Annotated in this window: 5 protein-coding genes; 4 read left to right on the forward strand and 1 reads right to left on the reverse strand. The window is 56.2% G+C overall.

Annotated elements, in window-relative coordinates; translation table 11 throughout:
- Nucleotides 1-1,515, forward strand: a complete 1,515-nt coding sequence (locus tag IDH41_RS00950) for an extracellular solute-binding protein (protein ID WP_190857411.1) — start codon at nucleotides 1-3, stop codon at nucleotides 1,513-1,515.
- A gap of 109 nt (nucleotides 1,516-1,624) precedes the next feature.
- Nucleotides 1,625-3,892 (forward strand): helix-turn-helix domain-containing protein, encoded by a 2,268-nt coding sequence (locus IDH41_RS00955; RefSeq protein ID WP_190857414.1) that lies wholly within the window; start codon nucleotides 1,625-1,627, stop codon nucleotides 3,890-3,892.
- Nucleotides 3,893-4,045: 153 nt separating this feature from the next.
- Here the strand turns inward: IDH41_RS00955 and IDH41_RS00960 are convergent, their stop codons facing one another.
- Entirely contained in the window at nucleotides 4,046-4,192 is a 147-nt protein-coding gene (locus IDH41_RS00960; RefSeq protein WP_190857666.1) for a hypothetical protein, read from the reverse strand.
- 293 nt (nucleotides 4,193-4,485) lie between these two features.
- Here IDH41_RS00960 and IDH41_RS00965 point away from each other — a divergent pair, with 293 nt between their 5' ends.
- Both IDH41_RS00965 and IDH41_RS00970 read left to right on the forward strand, forming a co-directional pair.
- Complete coding sequence (locus IDH41_RS00965; protein WP_190857416.1) at nucleotides 4,486-12,087, forward strand: LamG-like jellyroll fold domain-containing protein; 7,602 nt, start codon at nucleotides 4,486-4,488, stop codon at nucleotides 12,085-12,087.
- Nucleotides 12,088-12,267: 180 nt separating this feature from the next.
- A complete protein-coding gene (locus tag IDH41_RS00970) occupies nucleotides 12,268-14,355 on the forward strand; it encodes an AbfB domain-containing protein (protein ID WP_223829338.1) in 2,088 nt (695 codons plus the stop codon).
- The last annotated feature ends 147 nt before the right edge of the window (nucleotides 14,356-14,502 follow it).

Consider the following 14,502-nt stretch of genomic DNA (forward strand, 5'->3'; position numbering starts at 1 on the left):
ATGAACAGAATGAATCGGAAAAGACGTATGAAAGCCGGAGCTTTGCTAGCCGCGATCGCGCTGGCCGTCACCGCCTGCGGAGGAAACGACGAAGCGGCTCCCCCAAGCGGCAGCGAATCGGGGGGCACGCCGGCAGCGCTTCAATTGAGCATGATGCTGCCGAGCTACAATCCGGAGCAAATGCCCGCCGACAGCTCCGTTCTGAAAGCGCTGGAGGAGAAGACGGGCACGAAGCTTGCCGTTTCGTGGGTACCTTCTTCGACCTACACGGATAAGCTGAGCGCGACCGTCGCATCCGGCGAGCTGCCGAAAACGTTCGTTGCGCTGGAACCGAAAGCCTCCTTCATCGTCAATGCGGCCCGTTCCGGCATGTTCTGGGAGGTCGGACCGTATTTGAAAAACTATCCGAATCTTGGCAAGATGTCGGAGCTCGTATTGAATAACATCTCGATCGACGGCAAAATTTACGGCGTGTACCGGGAGCGTGATCTCGCCCGCTTCGGACTGATGATCCGCCAGGACTGGCTGGCGAATCTGGGCCTGCAGGCGCCGAAGAGCGTCGACGAGCTGTATGCGGTCCTGAAAGCCTTTGCAACGGGAGATCCGGACAAGAACGGCAAGCAGGATACGATCGGGCTTGCCGTAGGCATGCAGGGGAATAACATAGCCGGCTTCAAAGACATTCTTGTCTATATGGGAGGCCCCAACGAATGGGAGCTGAAGGACGGCAAGCTCGTTCCGGCCCATATGACGCCAGCCTACCTGGATACGTTGAAGTTGTACAAGAAACTGTACGATGAAAAAATCATCAACCAGGATTTCGCGATCGTCCAGGATGGCCGGTCCGTTATGTATAAAGGCCAGGCGGGGCTCTGGATCGACAATATGCTGGACGGCAAGGGCATCGAGGACAACATCAAGAAGGTCGATCCGAACGCCGAAATCAACTTGATCAATCGCATCGCGGGTCCGAAGGGCGATCGGACCCGTGCCGGCTCAGGCTATCTGGGCATGTACATGATCCCGAAGACGAGCGTGAAGACGGAAGCCGAGCTTGAGCAAATTCTCGCTTACTTCGACAAGGTTTCCGAGAAAGAAATTCAAAATCTGATGAAATATGGCATCGAGGGAAAGCAGTACACGCTTGAGAACGGCAGTTACTTTCCGAACGCGGATCCGAAGATCAGGGCCGAAATTACGGACGGCAACCAGTTCATGATTTTGCAGAATCAGGTCGTGAACTACGGAACCGAGCTGGAGCAGCTCAGCACGAAGCTGTTCCAGGACAATGCAACCTTTGCCGTGCCTAACCCGGCCGCGCCGTTCATTTCCAATACGGAGATCGAGAAGGGCAAGGAGCTCTCCAAGATCATCACGGACGCCACCGTGAAATTCATTATGGGCTCGGTCGATGAGGCCGAATGGAACGAGGCGGTCGAGCAATGGCTGCAAAGCGGGGGAAGCAAAGTCGTTGAGGAAATGAATGCCGAATACGCCAAGCTGGCCGGGGAATAAGACCGGCATCCGTAAACGGGATGAAGCGCCGGGGTCCGCGTCATGGCTTAATCAGGCGTTTTCTAGTACACTTGAAGGACTAGCTGGGAAACTACCCATTGGAGGCATTATGAGATTCCGGTCCTCGTCCTATTTACTGAAGCTGATGGTATTGTCCTTCTTGATCGGCACCGTACCGGTCATTCTGCTCGGCACCTTCGCTTATTACAACGCTTCCCGAACCGTGCAAGAGAAAGTAGACGAGAGCAATAAGCTGCTTTTGCAGCAAATGCAAATGCGTGCCGAACAAACGCTAAGGACGATCGATAATTCGGCTACGCAGCTGCTGCAGTCTCCCGTCGTTACCGGCGCCTTCGACAAAGATATATCCAGCCGCGATTTCCAGCTGGTGCACGAGCTGTACGACGGCATTTCCCGCATTCAAACCTATGAGCTGGGCATCAGGGACGTCTTTCTGTTCAGCCTGAACAAAAACTGGATCGTTTCGAGCGGCGGGGTCAACGAATACAGCGTCCCGGCGTTCAGGCCGCTGCTTGAAACCTTCTCCCGAATGCCGGAAGGCTCCTTCTGGACGAGCGGGTCGGAAGCGCTTCCGAATGCCCTCCCGTCCGTTTACTTTGTGAAGAAGTATCCGATTAACGCCGTTAATCCGACAGGGATCATCTGCGTCGTGCTGTCGACCGACGTCATGAAGGAGCTTGACGCGTTTCTGAACGGCAAGCTCGGCAGCGCTTTTATTTTGGATCGGAACGCCAACGTCATCGTTGACCGCGACCGCACCCGGCTTGGAAGCAGCATGTCGGAGCAGCTCTACCTGCAGCCCTTTCTCGAAACGAAGGAGCCTATCGGGCAATATGCAACCAAGCGGGACGGAGAGGTCGTGACGGTCACCTATCGGAAATCCGCCTATAACGGCTGGAGCTACGTATCCGTCACGTCCAACGAGCAGGTGAACGAACAGAACAAAATCATCGGCTGGCTTACTTTGCTCGTCTGCATGGCCATCCTGCTGGTCACGCTGCTTGTTGCCTGGTTCGGGTCCAAGAAGATGTACAGCCCGATCCGATCCATCTATTCCGCTCTCGCGAGCCTTCCTTCCCCGGGCGATGAAGGGAAGCGCAGCGGCGAGCTGCAAGTAATCGGGGAACGCGTCGATTATTTGATCCGCAACCAGTCCCTGATCATGAACGAGCTCAAAGGGCAGCAGATCCAGCTCAAGGAATTTTTTATGCAAAAATTGTTCGGCGGCACGATCCAGCCCGCGAAATTCGAGGAGAAATTGAGCTTGTACGGCTTGGAGGAGCCGTGGCCATCCATGTGCGTAATCGCCATTCAGATCGACACGCTGAAGGATACCCGGTACGAAGAGGCGAATCGGGATTTGCTTATGTTCGCCGTCAGCAATATCGTAGGCGAGCTGGTCCCGGCCGAGCAAAGGCTGCTCCCGATCGTCCACGCGGATTGCCAAGTAACCGTGATCGGCTCTTCGAAAGCGGGAGCGGACTTCAAGGAGCAAATTTTCAACCTGTCCGACGAGATCCAGAAGGCGATTGATCAATACTTGGAGATGAAGGTGAGCATCGGCATCAGCCGTCCGTTCAGCTCGTTCGCCGAAACCCAGCAAGCGCTCTATGAAGCGCAGGCCTCGCTGAAGTACAGGGTAGGTCTGGGTCAGCAGTCGATTTTGTTTATCGAGGACGTTCAGCCGCAGAAGAGCAATCCGAACCGGTATCCGGCCGCCGGCGAGCAAGCTCTGCTGGATGCGATCCGGGCCGGGAACGCGGAGCAATCGGAGCTGGCTCTGAAGCAATTTATCGGAGCGCTGTTCCAGCCGGGCGCCCGGCATCGGGATTATCAGCTGTCCTTGCTGCGGCTTCTGATCGGCCTCCTCAAGTTCGGGCAGGAATTGACCATTCCGATGGATCGCATCGAGGAGGATGAAGCCGCCTTGATCCAGTCTTTGTTCAAGCTTCGGAACGTGCGGGAGATCGAGCATTGGTTCTGGTCGATCTTCGTCGATCCATACATACGGAAACTGGGTACCCGGCGGGATTCCCAATTCAAGCATATATCCGAAGCGGTCGTCGATATGATCCGTAGGGAGTTCGATTCGGCGCTCACCTTGGAGGAGTGTTCTTCGCGCATCAACTATCATCCTCACTATGTAAGCCGCGTGTTCCGACAGGAGACCGGCATTAATTTCGGCGAATATTTAACGCAGTACCGGATCGACATGGCCAAGAAATGGCTGAAGGAGTCCGATCTGAAAATCGTGGAAATCGCCGAGCGTCTGCAGTATAACAACTCCGCCAACTTCATCCGCTCCTTCCGCAAGACGGTAGGCATGACCCCGGGGCAATTCCGCGAAGAGGCGTAGGAACGTTTGAACGGGGATAGGAAGGATAGAACGAACGGCATCTTACCGGGCAATCGGCGGTAAGGTGCCGTTCTTTTTCGGAAGGGACGAATATGACGACGATCATTCGATCTGTTCTTGTTGAACCTCCAAATAAAAGAAAACGGAGGACGTTTAGTCCTCCGGCGTGCGATCAAGAAAAAGACGCGTCACCGAAGTGGAGTCTCCTTCTTTAATTTCTTTTTCCGTCGCTTTCTCTTCAATCTGATCGTGCGTATTCATGCCCGGCGCGACGGTAGGTTCATCCCGTTTGTTATCCAAAGCCATCACCTCGCCGGTAGCATTAGCCATACGGAAGAAATGTATGCGCGGCTGCGGGGAGGCAAGCAAGATCCCGATCGAAAGTTGCTAGAAATAACGGATTATTACAATAGCTGCCAGCGGCGCGTCATGCTAATCTATACCATGGATTCCCTGCAGGGAGCGATGATGGGCGAAAGGGGCGGATCGACGGCCGGCGACGAAGTAACGCGAAGGAAGAAGGGTTATCGCACAACGAAATGTAAACGCTTTAACGGGAATTGGATTTCGTATTAAGGGAGGACGACGGACAAATGCAAAGCCGCATCAAAGAAGCATTCAAACGCACAAGAAAAACGTCTGGACGAGCCGGGAGGGTGCTGGTCTTTTCCTTGATCGCCGCGCTGCTGCTGCAGACGGTCTACCCGGCAGGGGGAACGCCGGCTCACGCGGCGGCGGAGGAGACGTCCGCGAACGGTCATTTGGACAAGCTGATATTCGGCAACGCGGAATCGGAAAGCGCTCACAACTTTGCTGGCGCCGATACGAGCGCCGTCGTCGGGGCGCTGGGCGAACCGGCGCGGGTATCGAATCCGCGGGTGCCCGCGGAGAAGCAGGGCGGGGATTTGACGTTTACGATGAAGGTCGATCCCGTCCGGCAGAACTATTTCACCGTCAAGTTCTGGGGGAGCGACGCGGGCTATACGTCCGTAGTCAACATTAACGGCGAGCAAGTCGGCTTCCTCCGCTTCGGCGACTATCAGCCGATTAACAGAGGGTACGATAATCCGCTGCCGGGGCGCTTCTACTACGGGACGACGATGCTTCCGCTGGAGTCTACTTACGGCAAGGAAACGGTCGAGATCACGATCAAGACGCTCGATGTATGGGGCGTCATGAGCGGCAAGTCCAGGGCGTACTACAACGCCTACACGCATACGGATGCCTGGATCGACGTAGCCGGCGAAACGCAGGGCGCAAAAGTCGTTCCCGAAGACGCGCTGGCGCCCGGTCTGACGGACGCGGAAAAGCAAGCGATGGTGGACGGGTATACGAAAAGCCAAATCGGTCTATTCAACCGTTTCTCGAACGCGGTGGATGCGAGCCCGAGCGCCAAGCTGTCGATCGTGAAATACGTCGACGACCTGCGTTTTTATGCAAACGCGCTGAACTACGACTGGTCGCCGGCGAACACGCCGGAGCTGAAGAAAGCGGCGCTGGAGCGCATATTCAAAGTCATCGACAACCATGTCAAGGATTATTACGGCAATACCCGGCTAGTGACGCGGGGCGGCCACCAGGGCGACTGGGGCGGCTACTATGGCGCGCTGGGCGAAGCCTTGTACATTGTCGAGAAGCTGATTAAAGACGACGCCGTCTATGGCGCAGCCGCCTTCGAAGCTTTCCTGGACCAGCCCTTGGCAACCGGGACGGCGAGCGGAGAGTTCTCCCTTGCGGGGGTGGACTGGAACGGCGGGGAGTTAACGCGCCGCGAAGCGTGGGAAAGAACGCTGAAAGCGAACTTCGACTTTGCCCGTTCCAGACTGTCCTATATTTATAACCAGGTTTTGTATACGTACGAAGGCGCCTGGGAAGCGCATGAAGGATTGCGAGTGATCGGCTCTTCCTTCTATGAAGGCAAAGAACGCAGCCGGCGAATCTTGCTTGAGACGCTCGGAGGCGCGCCGTTCCTCGGGGAAGAGGTGCTGGTCGGGCCGAACGGCGAGGCGCTGGATTTGTATCATTCCTTGTTCTATCATGACGGCAGCGCGAGATTTACGGACGATTATTTGCAAATCGTCGCCAAGGGACTGGCGAAGAGCAAGCTGGATGCGGACGGGAATGTCGTCAGGCGGCTGCCGTACGGCAAGCATTACACGGGCATGACGGAAGCCGGTTTGACAAGGGAAAACGGGTATGTCGCCAACTATGGGGAAGCGACCAACTATATGCCGGAATATTATTTCAAAACGTTGTTTAACGGCAGTGATGAAGCGTTGACCGACGAAATATTGAAATTGGCGTTAAAAAACCTGCATGCCAGAGGCTACACCCGCATTTCGGGTACGGACGCGGACGGTAACCGGGTAATGAGAGCGGAAATGGTGACGGACGAGCGGAATACGAGCATGGTTGGCTTCGCTGCCTATAATACGAGAAACGACGGCGTGGAAGGCAAAGGCATGCTGTATGCGTCGCTGGAAATGGCGATGGTGCGGAACGAAGAAAAATACAGCGGAGCGGAATGGGATATTTACTGGCAATATGCCAAAGAGGCCGTCGGATATATCCAGCAGCAGCTGGCGGATAATCAATATTTCAATTTCTTCGGCACGACGCAAGCCAAGAATAAAGTCGATTATTTATTGGCGGATACGTATAAATACGTGACGGAAACGCGCGCCGGCTATGACCGATTCGGCGGCGTGGCGGCCGGAGTCGTTCTTCCGCAGACGGACTTTGCATTCTACAAGGCGGAAGAGCTTCAAGGACTCGGCGTAAATCCGGAGGATTACGGGCAGTTCGCCTTCGCGGACGTAGACAACATGTTCTTCTCGATCCGGGACGGCGATCTTCGCATGATCGCCAATCTGAACGAGCTGAATAAAGGCTACAGCGGCATCGGCAGGCTTCGCGTGATAAACGGAACGCATACCTTCATTACCGAAATCGCGACAAACAGCCGATTCCAATACGAGGACTACTGGATTCGGATGCATAATGTGGACGCGATCTTCATGCAGGACCAGGCGTCGAACGGTTCCGGGGCGCCTCAAGCGCTTGCGGGCGAAATGCTGCCGATCACTTACCAGCCCGGCGTCGGCAAAGTGTCGCGCGATAATTTCGAGGCGGATACGCCTTATGCCGGATATCCGGATCTGCTGACGGCAAGATACGGCAAGTATTTGTTTGCCGTCAATTCAACCCGCGACGTATACGGGAATACCCGGTCATTTGATATTGAAATGCCGGCAGACTACAGCGGAAGCACGGTGACGGATCTCGTATCCGGTCAGCAAATTCCCGTTGCCGGCGGGAAGGTAACCATTCCGGCGAAAACGGCGATGGTATTGAAATTGACGTCCAATACGGATCCCGCTCCGAAGCCGTTCCATGTGGACTTTGTGAACGCGCTTGCGGGCAACGGCTATGCGGGCATCTCTTGGAAGACGACTTCCGGCGGAAAGTCGTACACGATCAAACGATCGGCGGCGGAAGCCGGTCCTTACGAGACGATCGCCGAAGGAGTCGCCGGCAATTACTACAAAGACACGACCGTTCAGAACGGCCAGGCGTACTACTATAAAGTAGCTGCCGTTAACGAGAACGGAGAGGGCTGGGATTCCCACTTCGCCAAGGTCGATTTGACGGCGCCGGTATCCGCGCTTGCGGATGCGGGTTGGCGCGACGACCGGATCGGCACGACGGCAGGCAGCGCTACGGTTTCCGGCTCCGCCATCGCGATCCGGGACGCCAACGGCCAAGGATTGGGAGAAGGCGACGATCTGATCCTCTACAAGAGAGAGATTAACGATTCGTTGCATTATGTCAGCCAGGTCGTTGCGGACAGCAGCTCCATTAGCGCGAAGCTCGGCGAACCTAGCGGAGCGGCCGGCGGCATCATGATGCGCGATTCGCTTCAACCGAACACCCGTTATATTTATTTCGGAGCCGATCGGGAGGGCAATCTTGTCCTTCAGAACCGTACGAGGGATTCCCGCCACGATTTCTCGGACACGAGAAGAAGCCCGTTTGGTGCGAACCTTCAAGGGTACACGGCGGCAGAGTATCCCTATATGAAGCTGGTTCGCGATCATGATTCGCAGTACGTTTATGCCTTTGTATCCAAGGATGGAGCGGAATGGAAGTTTGTGGAGAAATTGTTTACCGTACTTCCGTACGCGTATTATACCGGCGTTGCAGCGTCCGAACAGGCTCAGTTCAGCGAGGTAACGGTAACGGAAACACAGCGCGGCAGCATTGCTCCATACGTTGAAAAAGCGGAAGATCAAGTAACGCTGTACTGGAATAAACCGAAACAGGCATCCTGGTTCAATGTGTATCGCACGACGGACGAGGAGGCAAGCGCAACCGATCCGGTATTGAAACCGGGCACGTTGGAGCCGGAAGAAGGCTCCCCCTGGAAGCTCGTTCTGGCAGGGACGAGAGCGACTTCCTACCAGGAAACCGAGCTGAGATACGGCAGCCTGCATTATAAGGTTTTGCCGATTCACGGAGACGGATCTTCGCAGCCGTTCTCGTCCTTGGTTTCCGTTTACGCGGATTCGTTCGAAGCTGTCATCTCGCGTATGGAGAGCTTGCCTGCGGACGACTATACGAAGGCCAGCTATTATTTGTTCCGCAAGGATTTGGACCGTATCAAAGCGGAAATGACGAGTCCCGAAGCGGACGAGGAAGCGCTGATTAACGCCGTCTATGAAGCGTCGGGCCTGCTCGTTTCGTTCCGGACCTTGCTGGCGAAAGCGGAGATGGAACCCGCGATGGTCAGGGCGTCGGAGAAGTTCTGGAATAACGACAACATATCCGAGACGCAGAACGGCTGGTATTTGTTCGACGGGGATCCGGGTACGATTGCCCACAACCGATCGGCCGTAAGCTGGGTGGACGTCGATTTTGGAGCAGGCAGCGAAAAGGCGATCGACACCTTCCGCTACCTGCCTAGAAGGACGCATGTGAGCCGGGTCAACGGAACCGTATTCAAAGGCTCTAACGACGGCGTAAACTGGGTTGACCTGTACAAGATTCCGTCGACATCGGCATACAAATGGCACTCCGGCATCAACCCGGACAAGACGCCGTACCGTTATATCCGCATCTATGACGACCATAACGGTTTCGTGAATTTTGAAGAAATCGAGCTCCTGGGAAGAGGCATTGACAAGACGCTTCTGACCTTCTTGCTGAAAGAAGCGGCGGCCGCGCAAGAGGGCGGCATCTATACAGAAGAAAGCTTGCTGGCGCTCGGGCAGCAGGTATCTGCAGCAACCGCGGTGCGAGATAACCCGGAAGCGGCCCAGGAAGAGATTGACATCACGGATAACAATTTGGCGGCCGCATTATCGGATCTGCAATATATTCCGGGCATGCCGGTTCTTGAATCGCTTGCCGACAAGACCGTCATTGCGGAAAACACGCTCACATTAAAGGTTCAAGCCGTCAATGCGGTGACGGATGTCGGATATGGGGCAAACGGTCTGCCCGAAGGAGCATCCTTCGATGCGGCGACGCAAACGTTCGTCTGGACGCCGGGCAAAGAACAGGGCGGCGTGCATGCCGTAACCTTTACCGCGACGGCGGGTCAGCTGTCTTCTGCCAAAACGATTCATATCATGGTCAAAGGACAGCCGGTATTCGAGCCCGTTGCGAATGTCGAACTGACGGCCGAACAGGCGTTCACCTATTCGGTTCCCGCTTCGGATCCAACCGGCGAGCCGCTGGTCTACAGCGTCGGCGAATTGCCGCAAGGCGCGTCATTTGAGGCGCAGACCGGCGTCTTCAGCTGGATGCCGGACCTGGCGGATTACGGCAGCCATCCGGTCACGTTCACGGTCGGCAACGGCAGGTTTCAGGTCAGCCGGACGATCGACTTCAACGTAAAGCTCAATATTCTACCCGCGGAAGACTACACGAGAGGCAGCCACTACGTGTACATGAAGGAAGTAGGGCGGATCGAAGCGGAGATCGTAAAACCGGATGCCGACAGGGCGCAGCTTCTGGCTGAGCTTGACCAGGCGAAAGGCCGGCTTGTTCAAGTCCCTCTGTCTTTGTATGCGTTTGAAGAAAATGCTGAAAATTCATTCGGGTCGTCTCACGGAACCGTTGAAGGAGTGCCGGATTATGCCGAAGGCAAGGTCGGCAAAGCAATCAATCTGAACGGTACGGACAGCTACGTCAAGCTGCCGCAGGCGCATGCTCTGGCCGGTTACAACGAAATGACCTTATCTACCTGGGTATACTGGAGGGGCGGCAGCCAGTGGCAGCGAATTTTCGACTTCGGCAACAATACGAACCAATACCTGTTCCTGTCGCCGAGATCGGGCAACAATACGCTCCGCTTCGCGATCAAGAATGGCGGCGGCGAACAGACGGTGCAAACGTCGCAGCTGGCAGCCAATCAATGGGTGCATGTGGCGGTGACGCTGGGCGGCGGCTCGGCCAAGCTGTATGTGGGCGGCGAGCTGAAGGCGACGAATAACGGCGTCACGATCAAGCCGGGCGATTTTAAACCGGGAGTCCATTACATCGGCAAGAGCCAATTCGCCGATCCACTGTATAACGGCATGATCGATGAATTCCGCATCTACCATTCCGTCTTAAGCGCGGACGAGATCAAAGCGGTTGCGAACAATACGGCGGCAAATTGGATTGACCGTACGTTCATTCCCGTCCTGCTGGAAGAAGCGGCGGCCGTTAACGCCGAGGATGTGACGCCGGAAAGCGCGGAGGCGCTTCAGGCGGCGGTATCGGCGGCGCAGGCGGCGAATGGCAATGCCGACGCAACCCAAGCGGAGATCGATACGGCAGCCGAAGCTCTTCTTCAAGCGCTGGAAAGCGTGGAGATCAAGATCGCGGCAGCGCTCGAGCCATCCGCGCCGAACGGCATGAACGGCTGGTATACGGTGCCCGTAACGGTAACGTTGTCGGCCCGCGGAAATGTGCAGTACAGCCTGGACGGCGGAAGCAGCTGGAGCGTCTACGACGAGCCTGTTGCCCTGGGCCGGGAAGGGACGAACCAAATGCTGTATCGTCCTGTAACGGTAACCGGATCGGTGTATCCGAAATCGGTGGATGTCAAGGTCGATCTGACTGCGCCGCAAGTGACGATATCCGGCGAAGCTTCGTACACGATTGATCAGACGGTCAGCATCACTTGCAATGCGGTTGATACCGTATCCGGCGTGACCTACTCGCCTTGCGATGCACCGCTTGCGGATGTCAAGGCTTATACGCTTGAGCCGGTCGTTCACATCGTATCGGCGGAAGCGGCAGATGCCGCGGGTCATCGCGGCTCTGCCGAACATTCGTTCAGCGCATTTGCGACGTTCGACAGCCTCTCCGCCTTGACCGGCACGTTCGCGGCCGAGACCGGCGCAGCGGGCGCCGGGGAAGCCGTTGCCTCGCTGCGGAAGCTGCTGGAGACGGCCGAAGCGAAAGCGGCCGAAAGGAAAGGCGCGGAAGCGCGCAAACTGCTGCAATCGTACATCAAGGACGTGAACGGGCAGAGCGGCAAAGCGTTCACCGCAGGTCAGACGGCCGCGTTGGTCCGCTGGGCGCAGTGGCTGCACGACGTCATGCCGCTTGCCGGCGGGGCACCGGGGAAACCGGTGCTCTCGGACGACAACGGCCACGACACGGGACTGAAGGACGGCAGCTATACCGTCACGATGAACCTGTGGTGGGGGAACAACGGCACCGTGTTCAAGCTGTATGAGAACGGCGTGAAGGTGTTCGAACAGTCGCTGACGGATAATTCGCCGAAAGCGCAAACCGCGAAGACCGACATTACGGGCAAAACAAACGGCACGTACACGTACACATGCGAGCTGACGAACAGCTTCGGGACGACGTCCTGCTCCCCGCTAGTCGTTACCGTTACCGACGCGGCGCCGGGCAAACCGGTATTGTCCCATAACAACTGGGACGGCGACGGAAGCTACGACGTTGCAATGAACATGTGGTGGGGCATGAACGGTTCCGAATACCGTCTGTACGAAAACGGCGTCCTGATCGACACGAAGACACTGAGCGAAGCGACGCCGAACGCGCAAAAAGCGGTAACCAACGTCACCGGCAAAGCTCCGGGCTTATATGAGTACCGCGCCGTATTGCTTAATGCGGCGGGCGAGACGAGCAGCATGGCGATCACCATTACCGTGAAGCAGCAGGAAGATTGACGAGCGAGGACAAGCGGTATAGAAATAGAGTCGAAAGCCCCCATTCGAATTGCGGTTTCGAGATTGGGGGCTTTCTCTTTTCGCGGGACTCCCGTTGAGGGACCTTCAGACGACGATTGTTCCAAGGCTAAGGTGCATGCGATGGTATGGCTATTTTTTCAAAAGGAGGATTTGGCACGTATGAAGAAGCTTATTAAGTATTTGATTGTATTCAGCCTTCTGGCGAGTATGTTCGGGTTTGTTCATGAAAAGGAAGCGGGGGCGTCTACGGGTCCATTCGCGCATCCCGGCTTGCTGCACACGCAGGCGGATTTCGACCGCATGGAGCAGATGGTCGACGCGGGCACGCGGCCGTATTTGGACGGTTATAATCAATTGGCGGGCAGCGCGCTTTCCTCATCCAACTGGACCCCGCGCGCTACGGATACGATTATTCGCGGCGGCACCGGCGACAATGTCGCCTTGCTGTTCATCGATGTCGCACGCGCTTACCAGAATGCTTTGCTGTGGAAGATCACCGGCAACACGGCTAACGGCGACACGGCGCGCAATATTCTGAACGCCTGGTCATCCACGCTTACGACGATTTCCGGCAATGCGGACCGCTATTTGGCTTCCGGTCTATACGGCTATCAAATGGCCAACGCGGCGGAGATTATGCGGGACTATCCCGGATTCAATTTGACTGATATGCAAGACATGCTGCTCAATGTATTCTATAAGCCTCTTAACGAACGCTTCCTGATCGGCAATGAATTCGGCGACGATCACAACGACGCGTACATCCAAAATTATTGGGCGAACTGGGATCTGGCCAATATGGCCGCGACCGTCGCAATCGGGATTTTCTGCGACCGCCGGGATATTTACGATATCGGAATCGAATATTTTAAACACGGCGCCGGCAACGGTTCCATCTATAACGCGATTCCTTTCCTGCATCCGGGCGGGCTTGCGCAGTGGCAGGAGTCCGGGCGCGACCAGCCGCACACTATGCTCGGCATCGGATTAATGGCTGTAATTAATGAAATGGCCTGGAATCAAGGCGACGACTTGTATGGGTGGGCGGATAACCGGTTTCTGCGCGCCGCCGAATACGTTGCCAAATACAACAACGGAGACGATAACGTACCGTTCGCGACTTACGAATGGGGCTCCGGCACGAACGGCGCCGTTCAGACCCAAACGGCAATATCCAGCGCTGGCCGTAATGAAATGCGCCCGGTCTGGGAAATGATTTACAACCATTACGCAAACCGCAGGGGGCTGCCGGTGCCCAATATGGCCGCACGCGCGCAGCTAATGAGGCCGGAAGGCGGTCCGAATTCAAATACGAATCATGGTTCTGCATTCGATCAGCCCGGATACGGCACGCTTCTCTATACCCGGCCGTCCGGCAGCGGCGGAACGGCTGCTCTCCCCGGCGGGAATATTCCGGGCGGCACTTATCGTTTTATCGTTCGCCATACCGGCAAGGCGATGGATGCGGCCGGAACGACCAGCGGTTCAAGCGTACAGCAATGGACTTCCGGCGGGGGAGGCGATCAGCAGTGGACGGTGACTCATCTTGGCGGAGGTCAATACAGCATCAAGAATGCGCAGAGCGGACTGAATTTGGATATAGCAAGCGGCTCTCTTAATCATGGCGCCAAATTTCAGCTGTGGAACAGTACGGGAGGAGACAATCAGAAATTTGCTTTTATCCCCGTGGGCGACGGCTATCACCGCATCACCCCGGTGCATAGCAATAAGCCGGCGGATGTGGACGGGATCTCTGCCGCAGACGGGGCGCTTATCCAGCAATGGCGATTTGTAAATGGCAATAATCAGCAATGGAGGCTCGAACCGGTATCCGTCAACGTTCGCTTGCAATCATATAATTTTCCGGACCGTTTCGTGCGGCACTATAACTATCGGGCACGGCTGGATGCGGGCGTTACTCCGGCCCAGGACGCGCAGTTCAAGATGGTTGCCGGACTGGCCGATCCGAGCGGCGTTTCGTTCGAGTCCGTCAACTTTCCCGGGCGCTACCTGCGCGTCCGATCGAACGGGGAGGTTTGGTTTGATTCGAACGATAGCACGGCCGCCTTCGCGAATGAGGCGACCTTCCGCCGCGTAGCGGGATTGGCGGATGCCCGGCAATCGTCCTACCAAACATGGACGGATACGGCCAAATATTTGCGCCACTCCAATTATTTGCTGTATGCGCAGAGCGGGTCCGGCGCGACGTTCGAAGCCGATGCGACCTTTGCCGAAACCGCTCCGTAAAGCGGCGTAATGGTAACGAAATAAGAGACGGGGCTGTCCGGCACGGTCATGAACCGGCGGGCAGCCTTGTTTTATGGGCGTTCCGGCAAGGCCCGCTCGGATGAAGGATGGTCGCGAATCTAAAGAATGCCGCACCTTTCGCTTAAA

This window comes from Paenibacillus arenilitoris, from assembly GCF_014705655.1.
GTDB lineage: Bacteria > Bacillota > Bacilli > Paenibacillales > Paenibacillaceae > Pristimantibacillus > Pristimantibacillus arenilitoris.

Bases quoted from the DNA above. Each gene is read 5' to 3' on its own strand.
- IDH41_RS00950 (WP_190857411.1), top strand. From the start codon at position 1: ATGAACAGAATGAATCGGAAAAGACGTATGAAAGCCGGAGCTTTGCTA.
- IDH41_RS00955 (WP_190857414.1), top strand. From the start codon at position 1,625: ATGAGATTCCGGTCCTCGTCCTATTTACTGAAGCTGATGGTATTGTCC.
- IDH41_RS00965 (WP_190857416.1), top strand. From the start codon at position 4,486: ATGCAAAGCCGCATCAAAGAAGCATTCAAACGCACAAGAAAAACGTCT.
- IDH41_RS00970 (WP_223829338.1), top strand. From the start codon at position 12,268: ATGAAGAAGCTTATTAAGTATTTGATTGTATTCAGCCTTCTGGCGAGT.